This window comes from Streptococcus mitis, from assembly GCF_003942695.1.
GTDB lineage: Bacteria > Bacillota > Bacilli > Lactobacillales > Streptococcaceae > Streptococcus > Streptococcus mitis_BD.
The window spans coordinates 14,554-38,582 of the sequence record NZ_RJNU01000007.1 but is presented as its reverse complement, the minus strand read 5'-3'; the positions used below and the strand labels follow the sequence as shown (position 1 = coordinate 38,582).

Sequence of the window (24,029 nt, the reverse complement as noted above, 5' to 3'; positions counted from 1 at the left end):
CCGTCTTCTTTATCAATACAATTTTAATTCACGAGGGTCGACTGGGGAGGTTGGGTTGTATGGGTTGTATGGGTTGTGACGGAGTTTGAAGTGTTTGACATCCTCAATAGTCTGAGTTCCAGATAATTGCATGACTGTCTTCAATTCTGCATTCAAGTGCTCAAAGACTTGACGCACACCAACACTACCACCAAGAGCCAAACCATAGATCACAGGGCGGCCAATAGCTACCAAGTCTGCTCCTGAAGCCAAAGCTTTAAAGACGTGCTGACCACGACGAACACCAGAGTCAAAGACAATTGGCACACGTTTATCAACTGCTTCTGCTACTTCTTGAAGTGAGTCAAAGGCCGCTGGCCCACCGTCGATTTGGCGGCCACCGTGGTTGGTTACCCAGATACCAGAAGCACCTGCAGCAAGCGAACGTTCGACATCTTCACGGCATTGAGGACCTTTGACATAGACAGGAAGTCCTGAGTATTCGGCGATAAATTCTACATCTCGTGGCGACAAGCGTTGCTTAGCTGATTTGTAGACAAAGTCCATGGACTTACCAGCACCTTCTGGTAAATATTCTTCAACGATAGGCATGCCAACTGGGAAGACAAAACCATTACGCTTGTCTACCTCACGATTGCCCCCTACAGTTGCATCTGCCGTCAAGACAATCGCTTTGTAGCCTTCAGCCTTCACACGGTCCATGATGTGGCGGTTAATGCCGTCATCCTTACTAAAGTAAAATTGGAACCAATGAGGTGTCCCTTGAAGAGCTTCCGTAATTTCTGGAAGGTCGACAGTAGAGTAAGAGCTGGTTGTATAAAGAGAACCAAATTCATGCACACCACGCGCAGTAGCTACTTCCCCCTGCTCATTTGCCAATTTATGAGCCGCAACAGGCGCCATAATAATTGGTGAAGATAATTTTTCACCTGCAAATTCAATCTCTGTACTTGGATTTTCAACATCACAAAGCGTATGAGGAACAATAAGTTTGTGGTTAAAGGCACGGATGTTCTCGCGTAAAGTGAAAGTATCCTCTGCTCCACTAGCAATATAACCAAAGGCAGCTTTAGGAATGACTTGTTGCGCCATTGGCTCCAAATCATAAGTGTTAATAAAATCTACAGGTCCTTCTGCATTGCTTGTTTTATATGACATAAAGTGTCCTCCTTATTAAGTAAGCGTTTACTTTATCTTACATAAACTATCTTACCTCTTTTTCAGAATCCTTTCAAAAAATTTGTCTGGAAATTTCAAATCACAGACATGATAAATATTTTCTATCATTGTGATAAAAAATTCATATTATCCAAACATGCCCTTTAGTGCTACAATAACTGTATCATTTTCCTAGATGGGAGGTTCTATTTTGGATTGGTCCATTGTTGAACAATATTCACCGCTCTATCAAAAGGCATTCTTTCTGACCCTACATATCGCAGTTTGGGGAATTTTGGGTTCTTTTCTTGTTGGTCTAATCGTTAGTGTTATTCGGCATTATCGCGTTCCTATTTTGGCGCAAGTAGCAACAGCCTATATCGAATTGTCACGAAACACGCCTCTTTTGATCCAACTCTTCTTTCTCTACTTCGGTCTTCCCCGAATAGGGATTGTTCTTTCTTCAGAAGTCTGTGCAACAGTTGGGCTCATCTTTTTAGGTGGCTCCTATATGGCGGAATCCTTCAGAAGCGGGCTGGAAGCAGTTAGTCAAACCCAGCACGAGATTGGTCTAGCCATTGGTCTAACGCCTGTACAGGTTTTTCGCTATGTGGTTCTTCCGCAAGCGACTGCGGTAGCCCTACCGTCCTTCAGTGCTAATGTGATTTTCTTGATTAAGGAAACCTCAGTTTTCTCTGCAGTTGCTCTAGCCGATCTCATGTATGTTGCTAAGGACTTGATCGGGCTTTACTATGAGACAGACATTGCACTGGCTATGTTGGTAGTGGCTTATCTGATTATGCTTCTACCTATATCATTGCTCTTTAGTTGGATAGAAAGGAGGCTCCGCCATGCAGGATTCGGGAATACAAGTACTCTTTCAGGGAAATAATCTCCTGCGGATCTTACAGGGATTGGGAGTCACGATTGGGATTTCCATCCTCTCTGTCCTCTTATCCATGATTTTCGGTACGGTTATGGGAATCATCATGACCTCTCATTCTAGAGTCGTTCGCTTCTTGACACGTTTTTATCTAGAATTCATCCGTATCATGCCCCAACTGGTGCTACTCTTCATTATTTATTTCGGCTTGGCTCGAAACTTTAATATCAACATCTCAGGCGAGACTTCTGCTATTATCGTTTTTACTCTCTGGGGAACAGCTGAAATGGGAGACTTGGTTCGTGGAGCTATCACTTCCCTCCCTAAACATCAGTTTGAAAGCGGCCAGGCGCTGGGGTTGACGACCTTCCAACTTTACCACCACATCATCATCCCTCAGGTCTTGAGAAGACTGCTTCCGCAGGCCATCAATCTCGTCACTCGGATGATCAAAACCACCTCTTTGGTTGTTTTGATTGGGGTTGTTGAAGTCACAAAAGTGGGACAGCAAATCATTGATAGCAATCGCTTGACCATCCCAACTGCTTCCTTTTGGATTTATGGGACCATCCTGGTCTTGTATTTCGCAGTTTGCTTCCCCATTTCCAAACTATCTACTCACTTAGAAAAACACTGGAGGAACTAAATGTCTGATACTATATTAGAAATCAAGGATCTAAAAAAATCCTTCGGAGATAATCCCATCCTCCAAGGACTTTCCATGGATATCAAAAAGGGGGAAGTTGTCGTCATTCTAGGACCATCTGGTTGCGGGAAAAGTACCCTACTTCGCTGTCTCAATGGCTTAGAAACCATTCAAGGTGGAGACATTCTTCTTGATGGCCAGTCCATTATTGGAAACCAGAAAAACTTTCACCTGGTTCGTCAAAAGATTGGCATGGTCTTTCAAAGTTATGAACTCTTTCCCCATCTGGACGTTCTGCAGAACCTTATCTTAGGTCCTATCAAGGCACAAGGACGGGACAAGAAAGAAGTAACGGAAGAAGCATTGCAACTACTGGAACGTGTGGGTTTGCTTGATAAAAAAAACAGTTTCGCTAGACAATTATCTGGTGGACAGAAACAACGAGTGGCGATTGTCCGTGCCCTTCTCATGCATCCAGAAATTATCCTCTTTGACGAAGTGACGGCTTCGCTGGATCCAGAAATGGTGCGTGAAGTTCTGGAACTCATCAATGATTTGGCTCAAGAAGGGCGTACCATGATCTTGGTGACCCACGAAATGCAGTTTGCCCAAGCCATCGCAGATCGGATTATCTTTCTAGACCAAGGGAAGATTGCCGAAGAAGGAACCGCTCAGTCCTTCTTTACCAATCCACAAACCAAACGAGCACAGGAATTTTTAAACGTATTTGACTTTAGCCAGTTCGGCTCATATCTATAAAGGAGATTTTTATGAAAATCATCAAACCAATTCTAACTGTTTTTGCTCTAGCATTTGCGCTTATCTTTGTCACAGCTTGTAGCTCAGGTGGAAGCTCTGATACTTCATCAGGAAAAGCAACTGCCAAAGCCCGCACTATTGACGAAATCAAAAAAAGCGGTGAGCTTCGAATCGCCGTATTTGGAGACAAAAAACCATTTGGTTATGTTGACAACGACGGTTCTTACCAAGGCTACGATATCGAATTGGGTAACCAATTAGCTCAAGACTTAGGTGTTAAAGTCAAATACGTTTCCGTTGATGCTGCCAACCGTGCGGAATACTTGATTTCAAACAAGGTGGATATTACTCTTGCTAACTTTACAGTAACTGATGAACGTAAGAAACAAGTTGATTTTGCCCTTCCTTACATGAAAGTATCACTCGGTGTTGTGTCACCAAAAGATAAAGTCATCAAAGACGTCAAAGAATTAGAAGGCAAAACCTTGATTGTTACAAAGGGAACGACTGCTGAAACTTATTTTGAGAAAAATCACCCAGAAGTAAAACTCCAAAAATATGACCAATATAGCGATGCCTACCAAGCCCTTCTTGACGGACGCGGAGATGCCTTCTCTACTGACAATACGGAAGTTCTAGCTTGGGCTCTCGAAAATAAAGGATTTGAAGTAGGAATTACTTCCCTCGGTGACCTAGATACCATTGCACCAGCAGTTCAAAAAGGGAACCAAGAATTGCTTGACTTCATCAATAAAGACATTGAAAAATTGGGCAAGGAAAACTTCTTCCACAAGGCCTATGAAAAAACACTTCACCCAACCTATGGTGACGCTGCTAAAGCAGATGATCTAGTTGTTGAAGGTGGAAAAGTTGACTAATACTTTCCGAAAATAAAAAGAAATCAGGTAATCCTAGAAATTACCTGATTTTTTCTATATCTTAAACATTCTGCCAATTTTCTTGGTCTTCTTTGAAGCGTTTTAAGAGATCCAATCCCTCTGGTGTGATGTAGCCTTCTTCCTGAGCTAGGTGGATGAGCTCGCTGTAGTTTGAGAGAGTCACCAGTTTCACGCCTGCGTTTGCAAAGTTCTTATCTGCTTTTGCTAGTTGATAGCTAAAAATGGCTACTACACCGAGAACATCTGCTCCTTCACGCTTGGCAGCCGCCACCGCTTCGAGAACTGAGCCACCAGTTGAAATCAGGTCTTCTACAATTACCATTTTTTGCCCCTGGGCTACACGGCCTTCGATTTGGTTTCCGGCTCCATGGTCTTTTGGCTTGCTACGGATATAGGCAAATGGTAGATTCATCTTGTCCGCGATGATAGCTCCGTGTGGAATCCCTGCTGTCGCTGTACCAGCAATGACTTCTACCTCTGGAAAGGCTGCTTTGATAGCATCCACAAAACCATTTTCAATCAAAGTTCTAGTTTCCGGGTAAGCTAGAGTCACACGATTATCCGTATAGATAGGTGACTTGATCCCAGATGCCCAAGTGAAAGGCTCTTCTGGTTTGAGATAAACCGCTTGAATTTTCAATAGATGGCTAGCAATGTCTCTAGCAAGTGTCATGGTATACTCCTTCTTATCCTTAAATCTATAATCAAATACGCTTTAGACCCAATCGCGTGTCCATTCTTCCTTGATAGCATGGTAAGCTGCTACAGGGTCTGCTGCCTGTGTGATTGGACGGCCTACTACAATGTAGTCACTACCGATTTGATAGGCTTGACCAGGGGTCACTACTCGTTTTTGATCCCCTGCTTCAGCACCTGCTGGTCGAATACCTGGTGTCAAGCAGATAAAATCTTCGTTTGTAGCTTCCTTGATGAGCTGTGCCTCTTGGGCTGAGCAAACCACTCCATCCAATCCAGCTTCAGCTGTTTTCTTAGCATAGTGAATCACTGATTCTTGCAGACTAGTTTGGATATTTTGACAGTCTTGCATCTGTTCTTCAGATGTTGAGGTCAATTGGGTCACCGCGATAAGAATCCCTTGATCACCAAGACCTTCACGCGCGGCCTGCATCATCTCAAGTCCACCTGCAGCCTGAACATTGGTCATATCGACACCCAGACTTGACAAGATTTTCATGGTTGACTTGACCGTATTTGGAATATCATGCAACTTGAGATCCAAAAAAACACTATGTCCCAATGATTTTAAATAACGCACAACCTCGGGACCTACTGCATAGTAGATTTCCATTCCTACCTTGACATAGAGTTTTTCCTCTGCTGGAAAAAGAGCTAAAAATTCTTTGGCTTCCTCGAAACTTGGAAAATCCAGAGCAATGACTGGGCGACTCTCACGCATTCTTTTCTCCTATTCTTTGCTGACAGTCCATTGCTCAAAAAAAGGAACCTGCTAGCAGCTAGGTTCCACGAAAAACGGGTAGTCTCCACCCTTTCACTGTCTAACCTTAGCTGCCTCTCTGGACTGCTTTAAAAGTTTTCTACTATTCTATTATTTATAACGACACTTGTCAAGTAAAAACTGAAGATTCTTATTCTTGTTTCTTTTCTTCAGCTTTTTTTTCTTCCTGTTTTTTCTTCTCTGCTTCTTTAGCTTCTTGTTTAGCCTTTTCCTCAGCTTCTTCTAAACGTTTATCAGCCAGGCTAGTGCTATAGATTCCTGCCTCCATATCGATGAAGCTCGGTTCTGACAATTGTGGCTTAATTTTGCTGTAATAAGGCAATTTCTTACTCAATTCTGACAAGGGAACCAAGATTTCATCTGTATCCTGCATAGTAATTTTTAAAAGATCAGCAGTTGCCTTACTTGGCGCTAATTCGATTTTCTGGATTTGACTCTTGATATCCTCACTGATGGTAGACAATCCTGTTATCAGCTCTTTCACCTGCTGCTCATCGTTAAAGGTGACTGTTAGGTAGGTCTCAGGCAGATTCAAAAGGTTGACAGGGCTTGAGTCAATTGTTCCACTAGATAGGATTGGATAGTGGTCTTCACCTGTCACATAGTAGCCAACAATCTCAAATTCTTTGACTTCAATCGTAAAGTTTGTCGGAAATTTGTAGTCAATCTTTGCTGACTCTATCCAGTGATTAGACTTGATCTGCTCAGCGTATGTTTCCTTATCCAACAATAGGGCTAAGGTATAGTCGCTGTCCTGAATCCCAGAAACTTGTTTAATGTCATCCGCTTGGGTCTGGACATTTCCCTTAACCTCGATATGCTTGATAGTCGAAAGAGGGGTCAAGAGATAGATAGAAAGGAGGAGAACCAGAACACTCGGTACCAAGATACTCACAGCTCGCCAAATATGAATAGGAGCAATTTTAGGCTTGGCAGGTTTTTCTGATTTTTCTTTTTTCTTCTTTTCTTTTTCTTCTTTGACTTTAGGATCATCCTTTTGAGTTTTCTCAGCTTTCTCGGAGGGTTCCTCGCTTGTACTTGAGGCTTCCTCATCTGACTCACTCGAGGATTTCTTGGCCTCCTCTAACATCTTAGAGTTTTCCTCCATTCGAGCTTGTTTTTCCTTTTCTTTCTCCTCAGCTAGGGCAGCTTCTTCCTCAGCCTTCTTTTTCAAGTATTCCTGGTTTCGTTTCTGCCATTCAGACAATTCTTGCTTCTGGTTTGATTCTTTTTTCTTATCCTTTGACATTGATATTCCTTATGCTAGGTCTTTTCTTAATAGATCGTAAAAATCTGCAAGAGATTTCAATTCAGTCGAAGCTTTCATGCTAGCTTGGTATTGGTCCTTGTGACTAAGCAGGTGGCTGAGTTTCTCCTCCAAGCTTTCCAAGGTCAAGTCACTTTCTTGAAGTTCTTCTGCATAGCCTTTCTTAACAAAGTAGGCAGCATTTTCAATCTGGTCTCCTCGACTTGCTTCACGACCCAATGGTACGATGAGATGGAGTTTCGCCATAGCCAAGAGCTCGAAAATCGTATTGGCACCGCCACGGGTCACCACCACATCTGCCATCTCCATCAAAGGTTGATAGAGATCCGTCACATAATCAACACGAAAGAGATTTTGACTCAACTCGTTCAGGCTTGAATCTCCAGTGAGATTGATAATATTGTAGCGTTCGGTCAGTTCTTGCTTATGATCTGTCACCAATTGGTTAAAGACACGAGCTCCTGCAGAACCACCGACAAACAATACTGTTGGCAATTTGGGATTAAAGTGGGTTTGGATATCCACCAATTCATCTGGTTCAAGAGTTTTTTGGTCCGAAACCTTGGTCACTGCTCCCACATGCTCGACTTTTACGAGACCAGCAGCCTGCTCAAAAGTTGAATACATCTTAGTCGCAAATTTATAGGCAATTTTATTGGCTAAGCCCATAGATAGGTCCGATTCGTGAATAAAGACAGGCACTCCTAACACACGCGCAGCGATAACCGGCGGTACAGAGACAAATCCCCCCTTTGAAAAAAGAGCCTGTGGACGCAGTCGTAACATGATAAAGAGGGATTGGACAATTCCCCAACCAACTTTAAACACGTCCAGCATGTTTTGCCAAGAGAAATAGCGACGCAACTTCCCAGTCGAAATGGAATGGAAGGTCACATTTAAGCCTGATTTGAGGATTTCTTGGTGTTCGATTCCATGCTTATCCCCGATATAGTGGACTTCCCAGCCGTCTTCGATGAACTTGGGCATTAACAAAAGGTTAAGGGTGACGTGTCCAACTGTTCCCCCACCTGTAAAAACTATTTTTTTCATATTATCCCTTTAACTCCGCTACTGTGTCGATAAAGAGGTCACCACGTACTTCAAAGTTAGCATACATATCCCAGCTAGCATTGGCAGGGCTGAGAAGAACAACATCTCCTTGAGTCGCGAGCTCATAAGCCTTGCGAGTCGCATCAGCAATATCTGTCGCATCTACATAAGCCACACCGACCTTATCTGCTGCCCGTTTGACACGTTCTGCAGACTGACCGAGGATGACCATCTTCTTGAGCCCTGTAATATCTGGAACCAATTCGTCAAACTCATTGCCGCGGTCCAAACCACCTGCAATCAAGATAACCTTACTATTATCAAATCCTGACAAGGCTTTTTGAGTAGCCAAGATATTGGTTGATTTGCTATCATTATAGAATTTGACACCCTTAATCTCATCTACAAATTGGAGACGGTGTTTCACACCACCAAAAGCTGACAAGACTTCTTTGATGGTTTGGTTGTCTACACCACGGAGCTTGGCTACCGCAATAGTCGCAAGGGCATTTTCTACATTGTGGCTACCTGGAACACCGATTTCACTCGCTGGCATGACCACTTCCCCACGGAAGTAGAGTTGACCATCTTCCAGATAAGCTCCATCAACCTTTTCAAGTGTTGAAAATGGAACAACAGTGGCTTGTGTTCTAGTAGCCAATTCTTTTGCCAAATCTTGGTTAAAGTTCAAGACAAGGAAATCAGCTGCTGTCATCTTGTTCTGGATATTCCACTTAGCTGCCACATATTCCTCAAAAGAACCATGGTAGTCGATATGAGTGGGCATGAGGTTGGTAATAACCGCAATCTCAGGATGGAATTCTTGAACACCCATCAGTTGGAAAGAAGAAAGTTCCATGACAAGCGTGTCCTTGGTTGTTGCAGTTTGAGCCACTTGACTTGCAGGATAGCCGATATTCCCTGATAAGAGACCATGTTGACCAGCAGCAGTCAAAACCTCCCCTATCATCGTCGTTGTGGTTGTTTTCCCATTTGAACCAGTGATACCGATAATTGGCGCTTCTGAGATCAAGTAAGCCAACTCCACCTCAGTCAAGACTGGAATACCCTTTGCCAAAGCCTTTTCAATCATGGGATTGCTATAAGGAATCCCTGGATTTTTCACCATCAGAGCGAAATCTTCATCCAATAATTCCAAAGGATGCCCACCAGTGACAACCTTGATTCCCTCTTCTAGCAAGCTTTGAGCAGCAGGATTTTCTTCAAAAGGCTTGCCGTCATTTACTGTCACAATAGCTCCCAGCTTGTCCAACAAACGGGCCGCAGACTCACCAGACTTAGCCAAACCTAAAACAAGGACTTTCTTATTTTTAAATTGATCGATTACTTTCATGTCTCAAACTCCATTTCTACTCCTACTATTTTACCATTTTTACGGAAATAAAAAAGCCACAAAGTGTATTTGTGACTCTTTCTTCTAACTTAATGTTCTCTTATCATCAACGAGATAAATCGGTAACTCGAATGACTTGATCCACTTGCTCCCAGATAAGAGGATTGTGGGTCGCAATAATAATGGTCCGATTCGGATTTTTTAAAGATTCCAGGATAGAAAGTAATTCCTCAGAGTTTTTGGGGTCTAGCGAAGCAGTTGGTTCATCTGCGAGAATCAAAACTAACCTGCACTCCAAAAGTTCGACAAAAAATATTTAACCCTTAGAGTGCAGGTCAACTCTCAGTACTTTATATCCTTACCTGTCTTTCTTCTGACCTTTGTCCTGTGACAAACATGGTAAAGGTTGCTTTGCAGACATTTCTGCCCTCTTGATTGGTGATATCGACATCTACCACACAGGTTGTGCGTCCATGATGGACACATTCTCCTTTAATGGTCAGTACATCATCTAGTTTTCCTGCTTTGAGGTAGTTGATAGAGGACTGGAGCGTCACTCCATCAAGTCCTAGCGAAATGACCACCAAACCACTAATCTGGTCACAAAGAGTAAAGAGATAGCCACCATGGGCATTGCCATAGTAGTTGAGCGACGAGTCCACTACTTTCGTCGTCACCACAACATGACCATCTCTCATTTTGTCTATTTCGTAATTTTCAAAGGCAGATATAGCGTCAAAATGAAAATCTTTCATCGTTTCCTCCTGATATTTCAAACGACACTATGATACTACTTTTTATAGGACTGTGCAAGGAGAAAGCTCCTAGTCTGGTAAAATTCCAACCTGTTCTACAAAGCGCATAAAGGCTGCCTGTCCTTGCTCCGTCTGCTTGTAAACCCCTGCGTCCTCCAAAACACGCGCAAAGACAGCACCCACAGAGTCCTTAACGATTTCAAGGGCTTTTTCTTTATCCGTCAGATCTGGATGTTGGACTTTGAGCTGCTCTGCCCATTCCTGATGATAAGTCGCAACTGTGTCCACTTCTCCCACGAGGTAGCTAGCGACTTGCTCCACTTCTGATTTCAGGCGTGGTGGCAAAATAGCCAAGCCCATGACCTCAATCAAGCCAATATTTTCCTTCTTGATATGTTGGACATCCTTATGGGGATGGTAGAGGCCGTCAGGATGCTCTGCAGAAGTCTGATTATCTCGCAAGACCAAGTCCAATTCAAACTGACCGTCGCGTTTACGAGCAATCGGTGTAATGGTGTGATGTGGTGTCCCGTCTGTTTCTGCCAAAATCTGCACTGCAGGATCTGAATACTGGCGCCATTCCTGTAAAATCTTGTCAGCCAAGTTGATCAAATCTTCTTTGAAATCCGAAGTCAAACGTAGCACTGACATAGGCCACTTGACAATCCCTGCCTTGACCTGTTCAAAACCAGTAAATCGGAAGGTCTTTTGCAAAGGAGCTAATTCCATAGGAAACACGTGACGGCCTCCCTGATAGTGGTCATGAGTTAGAATAGACCCCCCCACTATCGGCAGATCGGCATTAGATCCAGCAAAATAGCCTGGAAACTGCTCTACGATCGCTAGCAGACGCTCAAAACTCTGACGACTAATGGCCATGGGACGATGCTGGCCATCTAAGAAAATACAGTGCTCATTAAAGTAAGCATAGGGCGAATACTGGAAACCCCACTCCTGACCGGCCATTTCAAAACGGATAATTCGGTGGTTACTACGAGCTGGATGGTTAACCCGACCATGGTAGCCTTCATTCTCTAGACAGAGTTGACACTGTGGGTAATTGCTAGCTTGAACCAACTTAGCCGCCGCAATCTCCTTTGGATCCTTTTCAGGCTTAGAGAGGTTAATGGTAATCTCAAGTTCTCCATAGTCAGATGGAACGCGATAAGCGATATTCTTAGAAATAGCCTTGAGCTTGATGTAGTCATTTTTCTGGCTGAGCTGGTAAAAATCCCCTATCGCCTGCTCAGGAGAGTGAGCATAGGTTGTCCAAAAGTCACGATTAACCTGACTTGGACAAGGGGTTACCAAGTCCATCAGTTCAGCACCGAGGATTTCACGCGCAGTCTGACTGTCCTCAATCGTCTCTAATCGAACCGCCTCCTCGACAAGCTGGTCCTTGAGGTCAATCAACTCATCTAGATCAGTCTCAACTTCCAAAACACCTTCGCCCACTCGAGCCAAAACACGATTGGTCAGGTAGATTCGATCCATTTCCTCAAATGAACTTTCACCAATGACTTCCGTGATAAATGCATCTAGAACTCCCTGACTCATTGATTCTCCTTCTTACTTTCTAAATAGTCTCTGACAGCATCTAAATCCTGAAAAACTTGTTCTGTTTTATTTAAGAAAGACTGTGCTGGCATTTTCAAGTCTGGAATACAAATAACTGGTATCCCAGCTCTATACGCTGCTTCAATCCCTGCTTCACTATCCTCTAATACTAAGCAATTCTCTGGTAAAACATTCAAATCACTGCAGGCCTTTAAAAATATATCAGGGTAAGGTTTGCTTCGCTTTACATCTTTTGCAAAAACTAGATGGTCAAATAGGGACAGTATACCATTACTATCCAAAATCATTCTAGCTCTAGATTCAACACTTGAAGTTGCTAAAGCGATTGGAATACCTTCTCTTTGCAAAAAAGCAAGCAAATTTTTAGCACCTTTTTTTAAATTTACACCTTTGGCTAATATTCGAGCTTCCAGTTCATAAACTTTTTCCAAGGTTTGGTCAAAGTTCCAAGGTAAATCATAGGTATCCAAAAATCGTTGAACATTCTCCTCTTCCCTATGTCCACTGTATTCTCTAGAATAGGTTTCTTCTGTGAAAGGAATTCCAAAATCTTCAAGCAATTCTTGATAAACTTTTAGAGAAATGATCTCAGTATCAGCTAATAAGCCATCTAAATCAAATATTACAGCTTCCATTTACTTCTCTCCTAGTCTAAAACTCGAGTCCCCGATGCAACTTCAGCGATATAGAAGCTTGGAGCATATCCAACGACTTCCTCGTAGCGTTTGCCTACAGCTTCCTTAAAGGCCTCAACATCATCTTTTTGCACCAAGGCAATGGCACAGCCACCAAAACCTGCTCCTGTCATACGAGCACCCAGAACACCTTCCTGATTCCAAGCAGTGTGAACAAGGGTATCCAATTCCAAGCCAGTTACTTCATAATCATGCTCAAGAGAAACGTGAGAAGCATTCATCAAGCGACCAAATGTTTCCAAATCACCTGCCTGAAGAGCTGCTTGAGCTTTAAGAGTACGTTGATTTTCAAGCACAGCATGGCGAGCACGTTTTAAACGATTTTCGTCTTTAATCAGATAGCTGTATTGGTCAAAGGCCCACTCATCCAATTCACCCAAGGTCTGAATATCCAAGGCAACTTGCAATTCTTCTACTGCTTTTTCACACTCAGCACGGCGTTCATTATACTTAGAATCTGCTAGTTCACGACGTTTGTTGGTGTTCATGATAACAACAACATTGTCCTTCAAATCAAGTGGCACCAAGTCATACTCCAAGTTGTTGGTATCTAGGTAAATGGCACGTTGGTCAGCTCCCATACCGATAGCAAACTGGTCCATGATACCAGAATTCACTCCGATAAAGTTATTTTCTGTTTGTTTTCCGATTTTTACCAAATCCAGACGGTCTAGTTTTAAATCAAAGAGATGCTCTGCCACAACACCAGTCAAAAGTTCCAAAGATGCCGATGATGACAAGCCAGCTCCATTTGGGATATTCCCATAAACATAAAAATCAAACCCTTTGTCAATCACGTGCCCAGCTTCTTGCAAGAAATGAAGAACTCCTTTTGGATAGTTGGTCCAGCTGTGCTCTTTTTCAAATTTGAGGTCAGCAAGAGGCACTTCGATGATACCCTTGTCCTCAAAGTTGGCTGAGTAGAAACACAAAACTTGGTCGTCACGCTTGCGAGCCGCTCCATAGGTTCCCAAGGAAATAGCCGCTGGAAAAACGTGCCCACCGTTGTAGTCTGTGTGTTCACCAATCAGATTGATACGACCTGGTGAAAAGAAAGTTTGGTCTGCTTCTTGACCAAAAACGGCAAGAAAGTCTTTGCGAAGGGCTTCAGCAGTAAGATGTTGTGTCATATGAATTCTCCTTTGACTGTCCGTTAAGTCATCTTAACGTGTAATCGTTTTCTTCTATTGTATCCAAGGCTTTTGCTAAGGTCAATCCTTTTTACTAAAGTTTTACTAAACAATCGGTAAAAAGAAGAAAAATATGATATACTAACCTAAAAGAAGGAGGATTTATGGCTACCTTAAAAGACATTGCACAGCTAGCCTCTGTCTCTATCGCGACCGTATCTCGTGTCCTCAATCGCGACCAGAGCCTATCTGTCACAGAAGAAACCCGACACCGCATTTTAACCGTCGCTGAAGAGCTGGGCTACACCAAGCACCTCAAGACAGGCGAATCCCACAAACCCAAGCAAAAGATTGCTATTATCCAATGGGTCAGCGAACAAGGGGAGTTGGACGACCTCTACTACTACCAGATTCGTCTCGGTATTGAAAAAAGAGCCCAAGAGTTGGACTATGATATCTTGCGCTATTTTAATGACCATCCTTTTACATTAAGCGAGGAAGTGATTGGCATTCTCTGCATCGGAAAATTTAGCCGAGCACAGATCTCTGCCTTTGAAGAATACCAAAAACCCTTAGTCTTTATAGACAGCGATACCCTCTCACTAGGTCACACCTGTATTATCACTGACTTTTACACTGCTGTAAAACAAGTTGTAGACCATTTCCTCAGCCAAGGGATGAACCGTATCGGAATTCTCACAGGACTTGAGGAAACAACCGACCAGGAAGAAATTATCCAGGATAAGCGACTAGAAAATTTCAAAGACATTACCCAAGCAAAAGTTATCTACCATGAAGAACTGGTCTTTCAGGGAAGCTTTACTGCCCAGTCTGGCTATGACTTGATGAAGAAGGCCATTCACAAGTTGGGAGACCAACTCCCACCAGCCTTTTTCGCCGCCAGCGATAGTTTAGCCATCGGTGCCCTCCGTGCCCTTCAAGAAGCTGGAATTAGCCTACCAGACCGCGTCAGCCTCATTTCTTTTAACGACACTAGCCTGACCAAGCAAGTCTACCCTCCCCTCTCTAGTATCACGGTCTATACTGAGGAAATGGGCCGAGCAGGTATGGATATTCTTAACAAGGAAGTTCTCCACGGTCGCAAAATCCCTAGCCTAACCATGCTGGGAACCAGACTGACTTTGAGAGAGAGTACGCTGCCATAACTCAACAAATATAGCAACGCAAAAAATCCTAATAGAGAGTCTCAAATCTCCATTAGGATTTTCTTTTTTATTCCATCACAATCATAGCCTTAATCGTCTTACGTTCATCCATATCTTTATAGGCTTGGTCAATCTCTTCTAATTTATAACTTGAAGTAAAGACACGGCCTGGGTTGATATCGCCATCAAGGACTGCCTTCAGTAAGAACTGTTTGTTGTAAGTCGTTACAGAGGCTGCTCCGCCTGCTACCGTAATATTTTGAGCAAAAGTTGAACCAAGAGCTCGATTGCTATAGTGAGGAACCCCAACAAAGCCCAAACGCCCACCATTGTGAAGGACACCAAGAGCCTGATCAACCGCTGCCTCAGTACCGACACACTCAAGAGCTGCATCTGCTCCTCCACCAAGAATTTCTCGCACCTTGGCAATTCCTTCTTCACCACGTTCAGCCACAACAGCTGTCGCCCCTGACTCCAAAGCCATTTGTTGACGGTCTTCGTGACGACTCATGAGAACAATTTGAGATGCCCCACGCATTTTAGCTGCGATAACAGCACATTGACCAACAGCCCCGTCACCGATAACGACAACCTTATCCCCTTTTTGAACATTAGCAACACGCGCAGCATGATAGCCGGTCGGCATGACATCAGCCAGTGTCAAGAGGGATTTGAGCATGCCTTCTGTATAATCAGAGGGCTGACCCGGAATTTTGACAAGAGCCCAGTTGGCATATTCGAAGCGAATGTACTCCGCTTGCACCCCATTAGACCAATTGGTGCCAATATGGCGGTCACAAGTCCCATCATAGCCAGCGCGACAGGCATCACACTCCCCACAGCCATGGGTGAAAGGTGCAATGACAAAATCGCCAGGTTTAACAGTCGTCACTGCATCACCAATTGCCTCAACGATACCAATCGCTTCGTGCCCGCTATTCTGATGGCCCGTTTCAATATCTGGATTGCGATAGCTCCACAGATCAGAGCCACAAACACAGGTCCGAACGATCCGAATAATGGCATCATCTGCCTCAATGATTTGCGGATGCTCCACTTCAATAAGACCAACCTGACCAGCTTTTGTGTAAACTGTTTTCTTCATAGAGCCACTCCTTTTCTATTGGTTTCTTACTTTCATTATACACTTTTTGTCAAGCTTTCGCTCGTATCAATCATTATTAACGGCGATAAGGCACTAGTTTAATCCAATATAGTCTTTTCTTCTTGAGATTTAAGTTTTATAAGGAGAGATTTTTCGATTACGTTTTTAATAGTTTCCAGCCAATAGAAAAAGTGAATAAAGAAATATTCCTTTATCCACCTTTTTGTGGTTTAGTTGTTATTCGCTACGAAGCGATTCGACTGGGTCTTTCTTAGCAGCGATGCGTGAAGGGATTAGACCGGCTAACATGGTAAGGACAATCGAAATACCGATAAGGATTAGAGCTACTTCTATTGGTAATTGTGCTACATTTCCCACATTTGTCATTTTCGCAACAATCGCATTGATTGGGAATGTCGCAAGAAAGGTAATCGTGATACCGAGCACCCCAGAGATCAATCCTTCAATGGCTGTTTCAGCAGTGAAGATACGACGAATATCTTTCTTCGAAGCCCCCATTGCACGTAGGATTCCGATTTCTTTTGTACGTTCGAGAACTGAAATGTACGTGATAATCGAAATCATTATAGAAGATACAATGAGTGAGATGGCCACAAAGCCAACGAGTACTGTTGTCACTACGCCAACCAATGTCGTAATTGAAGACATGATAGATTGGATATCATCTGAATAAGCGAGTACTTTATCGTCTTCTCCAGCTTCTTTTTTCGCTGTGTTATAGGCGTTTATGAACTCTTTTAAGTCTTGTTTTTGTTGGAACGAAGAGGTGTAGAGCTCAATGGCAGCTGGTTTGGATTTGTTGATGACGCCCATTTTTGCGAGGTTTTCCTCGTAAGTTGAAGCCGAATTGTCGTTATATTGTTGGACATACTGCGCCTGTTCTTCAGGCGTCATTTTAGCCAACTGAATTTTTTCTTCTTCGGTTAAATTCTCCGAACTGAATGGTTTAGGATCTTTCGCAAAGTCTTTACCCGTAAATACATTTAGATTTTGATTGGCTTCCTGTTCCTTAACGATATCACTATTTTGAATGTATTCGGAAGTGTAATCAATAAGGGCGCTTGTGTAGGCGATTCCTCCTGAAGGAGTATTCACGCCTGAACTTGTGCCGTCTTTTTGGCGAAGGACACCCACAATTTTAAGTTGGAGCCCATTCTCGATTTGAGTTTTCATATAAGAAGCATTATCAATCTTATTGAGCCATAAGTTATTTTCTTTCACAAAACGGTTTGTATTGACAACTGCTTTGAAAGTTTTTCCGATAAAATCACTATATTGATACGTTTGAGAAGAGAGTTCGTCGAGCTTCTTCGTATCGTTCAATTCACTGGGATCTTTGATACGCAAACTATAGAGCAACAAATCGCTAATTTGATTGTTTTCATCTACGATAAGGACGATCTCGGACTTATCTTGTGGGAAGCGTCCTTCCAACACGTCGTACTTGCTTTCTAGCATTGAAGAATCACTAGAAAGTTCACTCCAGTAGTTGAGGTTTTGTAAGTATCCCTTCATCGTTTGGTTCGCTGTTTCTACTTCATCAGCTAAGGTTGAAGGCAGAATACTTTTGGGTCCGTTGGAAGTATCACTTGCATAGATAAACGGTTGTAAATTGTATCGGTAACGAATGTCTTTTGTGAGAGATTCGACCTTCGAAGCGTGTTCCTCCAAGTAAGTCTTGAAGGAAGCTAGGTCGTTCTTTCCGATTTGTTTTTTCAATAAATTCGTTAAAACCGTATTGATACCGAGCTCATGATTATCCTTGTAAGGCTTCTCGCTCAAATCTGGAGAGGTCGCCAACAAGTTGCTCTGGTTCTGCTCGCTAATCGTCAGTGGGAGAGAGACGAGAGTATCTTCCTGCACCTTTTTAACGTAGTCACTCACACCATTGGAAAGGGCTAAGATAAGAGCAATCCCGATAATCCCGATGGAACCCGCAAAAGCTGTTAGTAAGGTACGACCTTTCTTTGTCAATAGGTTATTAAAGGAAAGTACAAGGGCGGTTATAAAGCTCATCTTCGTCTTCGTGAACTGGATGTCGACTTGCTTTGTCTCCTCTGTTGGTTCGCATGGGTTTGAGTCGCTCAAGATGTTTCCATCTAATACTTGTACGATACGTGTGGAGTACTTCTGCGCCAGCTCTGGGTTATGCGTCACCATGATAACCAAACGTTCCTTGGCAATGTCTTTTAATAAATCCATGATTTGAACAGAAGTCTCAGAATCGAGCGCTCCTGTCGGTTCGTCGGCTAAAACGACTTTTGGATCATTAACAAGAGCACGCGCAATCGCGATTCGTTGCATTTGTCCCCCAGACATTTGACTTGGTTTCTTATATAAATGGTCTTTTAGGCCTACGCGTTCGAGCACTTCGATAGCACGTTTCTTACGTTCTGCTTTTGAAACACCCGAAAGAGTCATTGCAATTTCTACGTTAGAGAGTGCAGTTTGGTGCCCGATGAGATTATAAGACTGAAAGATGAAACCGATGGTGTGGTTTCTGTAGCTATCCCAATCGCGGTCTTTAAATTGCTTTGTTGATTTTCCTTGGATGAGTAAATCACCAGATGTGTATTGGTCGAGTCCCCCGATGATATTTAATAGGGTGGTTTTCCCAGAACCCGATTGCCCGAGAATGGAGACAAACTCACTCTCACGAAAACGAATCGAGATATCCTTTAACGCGTGGAACTCTTGATTGCCCGTATGATAGACTTTTGAAATGTGTTGTAGCTGTAACATCGTCTATCTCCTTTCAGTGATATATGTAGTCTATCACAATTTCATAATGGAGTAAATATGTTACATTTACAATTCATCAAAAATAATCAACAAATAGAAAGTTGACTTCTTATGAATGATAATGTCAATGGCTTTGACCTACTTCCAACTCCTCAATTTTTCGCTTATGGGTTTGGTGACTTGCTAGGTTTGCATCAACTTCAATGGTAACATTTTGAAAGCCATAATCTTTGAGTAAATTACGAATGGATTCTTTACAATACTCCATATGTTCAATCTCTTCTAGGCAAACATGAACAATGGCGTCATTTTCTAGACCATCCATAGACCAAATACTGAGTTGATTAACACTTTTAACATTAGCTAGCGCTGCTAACTCTTTCTCTAGCTCGGCAGTCTCGACCCCTTCAGGCACAGCATCTAAGAAAATCTTAAGTGTTGACCAAAAACGAGGAATGGCTTTCCAGAGGATAAAACTAGAAATTAAAAGAGACAAGAGTGGATCAAGAAAGTACCAATCTGTCACATACAAGACACCAGCAACCAGAATGACCGCTAGCCAACCCAGAATATCTTCTAAAAAATGCAAGGTCAGGATAGCTTCGTTCTTGGTCTGACCCTTACGAACAATCAGACTAGCCAAGAGATTGATAAGAATCGCAATAACTCCCAACCACAGCATCCCTTGGTAGTTGACAGGCTGTGGCGATAGGAGACGAGGAATATTCTCCAAGAGCACCATGAAAGATCCTGTCAAAAGGATCAAAGCAGTCAGCATGGCGCCTAGCAGACTGAAGCGTTTATAACCAAGTGTATAACGTTTGTCTTCCTGACGATTGGAAATAGTTTCCAAGCAAGCTGATAAGCCTATGGCAAGGGCATCGCCCAAATCATGAACCGCATCCGCTAAGACCGCACTTGAATTGAAGATGCCTCCAAAAATAAATTCGACAACAGAAAATGATAGATTCAAGAAAAAGGCTAACCAGATAGATGTTTTAGAACTCATTTCTCTCCCTCCTTTGGTATAATAGGTATATATACTTCTTTCATTTGTATTATCTAATAAAATCCAAAGAAAGGATAGAAGCAAACTGTCAGCCTTGTTCAGTTCTGAATAGTTTGCCTCAAGTGTCTATATGCAAAAAAGAGATCGTCGGGTTAGTAAGACGAAAAAAGCCATTTATCAAGCTTTTCTACAAGTTTTGAACGACAAGGGCTATGACGCCACTACTGTCCAAGATATCATTGACTTGGCAGATGTTGGGCGCTCGACTTTTTACTGTCACTACGAGAGTAAGGAACTGCTTTTAGATGAACTCTGTCGCTACCTCTTTCATCATCTCTTTGAAAGGGAAGATCACTTAACTACAGAAGACTACCTCTCACATATCTTTTTACATTTTCAAAAAAATCAAGACCATGTCACCAGTCTTCTTTTTTCCAAAAACGACTACTTTCTCCGCCAACTACACAAGGAACTCGAACACCATGTTTACCCCATGGTAGCGGAGGATTTGCAAGAGGCCTATCCGAACATACCAGCCTCCTACCTCAAACATTTTGTAGTAACCAATTTTATCGAAACACTGACCTGGTGGCTAAAAAAAGGAAAATCTTATACAGAAGACCAAGTAGTGAGATTTTACTTAGATGTGATTGAGATGACTTCTACAAAATCACTCGAAATTTAATCCTATCACGAAGAAAGGAATCAACTATGTTAAATTCTATTATCCTAGGAATTCTAACGATTGTATTGGCTCTTATTTTCTCCCTCCTTCATCTCGCGGCAGCTTTCGCAGCCATGAAAGAAAAAAATTACTGTCAAGGGAATATGTGTATCTTGGTGGGAAGTTGTCTCACTTCACTAGCTCTTGCTATCTTTTTCTTCGTCCCACTTGCAACTGTTATATTATGGATAGTGGGCTCTAGCATCATCTGTTACGGTGCTTACTGGAATGGGCGACAGCAAGAAAACCAACATATATCGCACCACATTATAAGGGGCACACTAGCGGCTTTGATTGCTCTCTTGTTTATCTTACTCTAACACTAAAAATCCCATCTCGTCTATAATTCGAGATGGGATTTTGTCTGCTGAAGAAAATTGCTAGTGGCTTCCACTGGCTTTCCTCTCCATTTATTTCTTCAACAAACCTTGTTCTTGTAAAAACTCCTTGGCTACTTGTTCTGCTGACTTGCCTTCAATACCGACTTGGTAGTTGAGCTGGCTCATCTGGCTTTCAGTAATTTTACCAGCCAATTTATTGAGAACTGTCTCCAACTCAGGATGTTTCTTAAGAAGAGCTTCTTTCATGAGTGGCGCTCCTTGATAAGGTGGGAAGAGTTGCTTGTCATCTTCCAAGACCTGTAAATCATAACGCGCCAATTCTGCATCCGTCGAATAGGCATCCGTGATTTGAATATCGCCTGACTGAATTGCCTGGTAGCGAAGGGCTGGCTCCATGGTCGCTACGTTGAGATTGAGACCATACATTGATTGCAAGCCCTTATTTCCATCTTCACGGTCATTAAACTCGAGAGTAAAACCGGCCTTCAACTGTCCTTCCACTTTTTTCAAATCCGAAATGGTCTTCAAGCCATATTCTTGAGCAATCTTTTTCGGAACAGCTACAGCGTAGGTATTTTGATAAGACATGGGTTTGAGATAGGCCAGATGATCCTGTTTGGCAATGCCATCACGCGCCACCTGATAAACCTGATCTGGCTCATGACCTACCTTGGGTGATGGCTGAAGCAAACTTTCAGTCACCGTACCAGTAAATTCAGGATAGATATCAATATCCCCTTTTTTCAGAGCTTCATAGAGGAAGCTTGTTTTCCCAAAATTCGGCTTAACAGTCGCAGTCATACTGGTATTTTCTTCAATCAACAATTTATACATATTAGCCAAAATTTCGGGTTCTGGTCCCAATTTCCCAGCAATCACCAAGTTTTCTTTCTCTTTTTGAGCTAGTAATGCTGGACTATAAGACAGACCCAGCAATATGGTCACCAAGGCAAAACCAGAGAAAATCGTTCTCAATTTTGCTTTTTCCATCACTTTTAGTAGGAAGTTAAAGGCAATGGCAAGCACTGCAGAAGAAAGGGCGCCAATCAAAATCAGACTGGTATTATTACGGTCAATTCCCAAAAGGATGAAGGAACCCAGCCCCCCTGCCCCAATCAAGGCTGCCAAGGTCGCCGTACCGATAATCAAGACAGCCGCTGTCCGAATTCCAGACATAATGACGGGCATGGCAAGTGGAATTTCAAACTTCTTGAGACGCTCCCACCTGGTCATCCCAAAAGCAATCCCAGCCTCTTGTAGACTTGGATCAATTCCCTTCAGTCCAGTAATAGTATTTTGTAAAATCGGGAAAATCGCATAAATCACTAGTGCTGTCAAAGCAGGCAAGGTTCCAATTCCCATCAAGGGGATAAAGAGTCCTAACAAGGCCAGAGACGGGATAGTCTGGAAAATCCCTGCAATCTGCAAGACCCAGTCCGCCAACTTCTCATGATAGCGAAGATAAACAGCCAAGGGAATCGCAATAAAAACAGCTAGTAATAAGGTCAAAAGCGACAACTGCAAATGTTGAGATAGAGCTGTTACCCAATCACCAAAACGGTCCTGAAAAGTTGATATCAAATTAGCCATGAACACTACCTCCAAACAAGTCTGCTACAAAATCCGTTGCAGGCGCCTTTAAAATCGTCTCAGGGTTCGCCACCTGACGAATCTCTCCGTCCTGCAAAACAGCAATACGGTCCGCCAATTTCAAAGCTTCATCCGTATCATGGGTCACAAAAATCGTTGTCATACCAAACTCTTTATGCAATTCTTTCGTCAAAATCTGCAACTGTTTTCTCGAAATAGCATCCAAGGCCGAAAAGGGCTCATCCATGAGGAGAATCTTAGGCTGACCAATCATAGCACGAACAATACCCACCCGCTGCTGTTCTCCGCCAGATAGTTCACTAGGCAGACGATTTCCATAGTCAGCTACTGGTAAACCAACCTTAGCCAAAAGCTCTTCTGTTTTCTTCGCTATTTCTTCCTTAGTCCAGCCCTTCATCTCAGGAATGAGAGCAATATTTTCCGCAACCGTTAGATTGGGAAAGAGAGCAATAGCCTGTAGGACGTAACCCGTAGAAAGACGAAGTTCACGCTCATCATAGTCTTTGATGCGCTTGCCATCCATGTATATATTTCCATCAGTTGGTTCCAAGAGACGATTAATGATCTTAATCATGGTCGTCTTACCGGACCCAGAAGGTCCAACTAAAACCATAAATTCCCCATTCTCAATCCGTAAATTGACATCTCTCAAAACATCTTTTTCTGTGTAGCGTAGCGCTACATTTTTGTATTCAATCATTCTTTCTCCTCATTTTTTACGATAACCTTGCCAAAAGACTGGCTACTTTCCAGATAAGCATGAGCGTCCTGGATTTGCTCAATAGAAAATACTTTTTCAGGTCGCACATCTATCTGATAACGCTCCACAAAGTCCACCAAAGCTTGTAGCTTGTCTTGAGACACATTGCCAGAAGCAAAGGTAGTCAAGTTGAGATTGCGGTAAAGCATCTCAATAGGATCAAAGTCTGGAATAGTCCACTGACCGCCCAGCAAGCCACAAGAACAGATAATACCACCATCTGCCGTCCGAGCAAATGTATCAAGAATAGCACTCGGACCGACAAGATCCAAGACCTTGTCAAACTGCTCTTCCGTTTGCAAAACACCATCCTTGTCCAAAATTACTTGATTAAATCCCGCCTCTTTTAGTTGCTTTTCCTTGCTCAGACTACGGCTACTTCCCGCTAGATAGACATTTGGAAATTGCCCTTTGAGAAGCTTTGCAAAAGCAATCCCAACACCACTAGTCGCCGCCCGAACCAGAACTCGGTCTCCCTCCTCAATCTTGAGATTGAGATAAGAGCCAAATGCCGTGTAGTAGGTTTCAGGCAGAGCGATTAAACTTTCCAAAGCAAGCCCTGTCCTCACAGGATAAACCTGTTCATCTGGTAGCAAAACATACTCAGCATAACCACCATCAAAAGCACGCCCCATTTCTCCCATGATGGAGATGACTTGTTGCCCGACCTGCAAATCGGGACAATTGGTCTCCTCTACAAGTCCCACACATTCAATCCCTAAAATCCGTGGAAATTGAACGGAGGGCGATAGTCCTTGACGAGTAAAAATCTCGCTATGGTTGATTCCAAATCCTTACACCTTGACCAAGGTCCAACCTTCTTTAACAGTCGGTTTTGGAACTTCCACAACCTGCAGAACTTCTGGTCCTCCAGCTTCCTTGACAAGCACAGCTTTCAT

The 24,029-nt window shown here is 42.9% G+C and carries 22 protein-coding genes and 2 pseudogenes; 7 read left to right on the top strand and 17 right to left on the bottom strand.

The annotated features are described in order from the left end of the window. Positions 1–12: 12 nt before the first annotated feature. Entirely contained in the window at positions 13–1,158 is a 1,146-nt protein-coding gene (lctO, locus tag D8852_RS06460) for an L-lactate oxidase (RefSeq protein WP_125425057.1), read from the bottom strand. Between the two features lie 211 nt (positions 1,159–1,369). Here lctO and D8852_RS06455 point away from each other — a divergent pair, with 211 nt between their 5' ends. From D8852_RS06455 to D8852_RS06440, 4 genes are read left to right on the top strand one after another with little or no spacing between them, the layout of a single operon-like run. Further along, positions 1,370–2,050, top strand: coding sequence for an amino acid ABC transporter permease (locus D8852_RS06455; RefSeq protein ID WP_125425056.1), 681 nt, complete (start codon positions 1,370–1,372; stop codon positions 2,048–2,050). Next, on the top strand, positions 2,010–2,687 hold the full coding sequence (locus D8852_RS06450; RefSeq protein WP_125425055.1) for an amino acid ABC transporter permease: 678 nt from the start codon (positions 2,010–2,012) through the stop codon (positions 2,685–2,687). The genes D8852_RS06455 and D8852_RS06450 overlap by 41 nt, the downstream gene beginning before the upstream one ends. Beyond that, positions 2,688–3,446, top strand: coding sequence for an amino acid ABC transporter ATP-binding protein (locus D8852_RS06445; RefSeq protein ID WP_125425054.1), 759 nt, complete (start codon positions 2,688–2,690; stop codon positions 3,444–3,446). Between the two features lie 11 nt (positions 3,447–3,457). After that, a complete protein-coding gene (locus D8852_RS06440; RefSeq protein ID WP_125425053.1) occupies positions 3,458–4,324 on the top strand; it encodes a cysteine ABC transporter substrate-binding protein in 867 nt (288 codons plus the stop codon). A 61-nt stretch (positions 4,325–4,385) separates the two neighbouring features. Here the strand turns inward: D8852_RS06440 and pyrE are convergent, their stop codons facing one another. The 10 genes and pseudogenes from pyrE to D8852_RS06390 form a co-directional block, all read right to left on the bottom strand. After that, positions 4,386–5,018, bottom strand: a complete 633-nt coding sequence (pyrE, locus tag D8852_RS06435) for an orotate phosphoribosyltransferase (protein ID WP_125425052.1) — start codon at positions 5,016–5,018, stop codon at positions 4,386–4,388. Positions 5,019–5,060: 42 nt separating this feature from the next. Next, the gene (gene pyrF / locus D8852_RS06430; protein WP_038805718.1) at positions 5,061–5,762 is read right to left on the bottom strand and encodes an orotidine-5'-phosphate decarboxylase; all 702 of its coding nucleotides are present in this window, start codon (positions 5,760–5,762) and stop codon (positions 5,061–5,063) included. 190 nt (positions 5,763–5,952) lie between these two features. Further along, complete coding sequence (locus D8852_RS06425) at positions 5,953–7,071, bottom strand: cell division protein FtsQ/DivIB (RefSeq protein ID WP_125425051.1); 1,119 nt, start codon at positions 7,069–7,071, stop codon at positions 5,953–5,955. Between the two features lie 9 nt (positions 7,072–7,080). Further along, positions 7,081–8,139 (bottom strand): UDP-N-acetylglucosamine--N-acetylmuramyl-(pentapeptide) pyrophosphoryl-undecaprenol N-acetylglucosamine transferase, encoded by a 1,059-nt coding sequence (locus D8852_RS06420; protein WP_125425050.1) that lies wholly within the window; start codon positions 8,137–8,139, stop codon positions 7,081–7,083. Position 8,140: 1 nt separating this feature from the next. Beyond that, positions 8,141–9,493 (bottom strand): UDP-N-acetylmuramoyl-L-alanine--D-glutamate ligase, encoded by a 1,353-nt coding sequence (murD, locus tag D8852_RS06415; RefSeq protein ID WP_125425049.1) that lies wholly within the window; start codon positions 9,491–9,493, stop codon positions 8,141–8,143. 106 nt (positions 9,494–9,599) lie between these two features. Next, a pseudogene (locus D8852_RS06410) lies at positions 9,600–9,773 on the bottom strand (AAA family ATPase); the annotation flags it as partial. Positions 9,774–9,843: 70 nt separating this feature from the next. Further along, positions 9,844–10,248, bottom strand: a complete 405-nt coding sequence (locus tag D8852_RS06405) for a PaaI family thioesterase (RefSeq protein WP_125425047.1) — start codon at positions 10,246–10,248, stop codon at positions 9,844–9,846. Positions 10,249–10,317: 69 nt separating this feature from the next. After that, on the bottom strand, positions 10,318–11,805 hold the full coding sequence (locus tag D8852_RS06400; RefSeq protein ID WP_125425046.1) for a UDP-glucose--hexose-1-phosphate uridylyltransferase: 1,488 nt from the start codon (positions 11,803–11,805) through the stop codon (positions 10,318–10,320). Then, entirely contained in the window at positions 11,802–12,461 is a 660-nt protein-coding gene (locus D8852_RS06395; RefSeq protein ID WP_084975694.1) for an HAD family hydrolase, read from the bottom strand. Before D8852_RS06395 ends, D8852_RS06400 begins: the two co-directional genes overlap by 4 nt. A gap of 11 nt (positions 12,462–12,472) precedes the next feature. Beyond that, the gene (locus D8852_RS06390; protein ID WP_125416238.1) at positions 12,473–13,651 is read right to left on the bottom strand and encodes a galactokinase; all 1,179 of its coding nucleotides are present in this window, start codon (positions 13,649–13,651) and stop codon (positions 12,473–12,475) included. Between the two features lie 164 nt (positions 13,652–13,815). On the opposite strand from D8852_RS06390, the gene galR reads away from it, so the two are divergent. Beyond that, entirely contained in the window at positions 13,816–14,817 is a 1,002-nt protein-coding gene (gene galR / locus D8852_RS06385) for a DNA-binding transcriptional regulator GalR (protein WP_061419342.1), read from the top strand. A 67-nt stretch (positions 14,818–14,884) separates the two neighbouring features. Here galR and D8852_RS06380 read toward each other — a convergent pair whose 3' ends face one another. The 3 genes from D8852_RS06380 to D8852_RS06370 all read right to left on the bottom strand — a co-directional run bounded on the left by D8852_RS06380 (position 14,885) and on the right by D8852_RS06370 (position 19,694). Then, positions 14,885–15,922, bottom strand: a complete 1,038-nt coding sequence (locus tag D8852_RS06380) for a zinc-binding dehydrogenase (RefSeq protein ID WP_125425045.1) — start codon at positions 15,920–15,922, stop codon at positions 14,885–14,887. 237 nt (positions 15,923–16,159) lie between these two features. Continuing rightward, on the bottom strand, positions 16,160–18,685 hold the full coding sequence (locus D8852_RS06375; RefSeq protein ID WP_125425044.1) for an ATP-binding cassette domain-containing protein: 2,526 nt from the start codon (positions 18,683–18,685) through the stop codon (positions 16,160–16,162). Between the two features lie 124 nt (positions 18,686–18,809). Beyond that, the gene (locus tag D8852_RS06370) at positions 18,810–19,694 is read right to left on the bottom strand and encodes a cation diffusion facilitator family transporter (RefSeq protein ID WP_125425043.1); all 885 of its coding nucleotides are present in this window, start codon (positions 19,692–19,694) and stop codon (positions 18,810–18,812) included. A gap of 130 nt (positions 19,695–19,824) precedes the next feature. On the opposite strand from D8852_RS06370, the gene D8852_RS06365 reads away from it, so the two are divergent. Beyond that, positions 19,825–20,379: a TetR/AcrR family transcriptional regulator gene (locus D8852_RS06365; RefSeq protein WP_125425042.1), complete on the top strand. Its 555-nt coding sequence runs from the start codon at positions 19,825–19,827 to the stop codon at positions 20,377–20,379. A gap of 26 nt (positions 20,380–20,405) precedes the next feature. Beyond that, a complete protein-coding gene (locus tag D8852_RS06360; protein WP_038805727.1) occupies positions 20,406–20,738 on the top strand; it encodes a hypothetical protein in 333 nt (110 codons plus the stop codon). Positions 20,739–20,828: 90 nt separating this feature from the next. Here D8852_RS06360 and D8852_RS06355 read toward each other — a convergent pair whose 3' ends face one another. The 3 genes and pseudogenes from D8852_RS06355 to D8852_RS06345 form a co-directional block, all read right to left on the bottom strand. Next, positions 20,829–22,349, bottom strand: a complete 1,521-nt coding sequence (locus D8852_RS06355) for an ABC transporter permease/substrate-binding protein (protein ID WP_125425041.1) — start codon at positions 22,347–22,349, stop codon at positions 20,829–20,831. Next, positions 22,342–23,070, bottom strand: a complete 729-nt coding sequence (locus D8852_RS06350) for an ABC transporter ATP-binding protein (RefSeq protein ID WP_125425040.1) — start codon at positions 23,068–23,070, stop codon at positions 22,342–22,344. Before D8852_RS06350 ends, D8852_RS06355 begins: the two co-directional genes overlap by 8 nt. Beyond that, a pseudogene (locus D8852_RS06345) lies at positions 23,067–24,029 on the bottom strand (zinc-binding dehydrogenase). The gene D8852_RS06350 and the pseudogene D8852_RS06345 overlap by 4 nt, the downstream one beginning before the upstream one ends.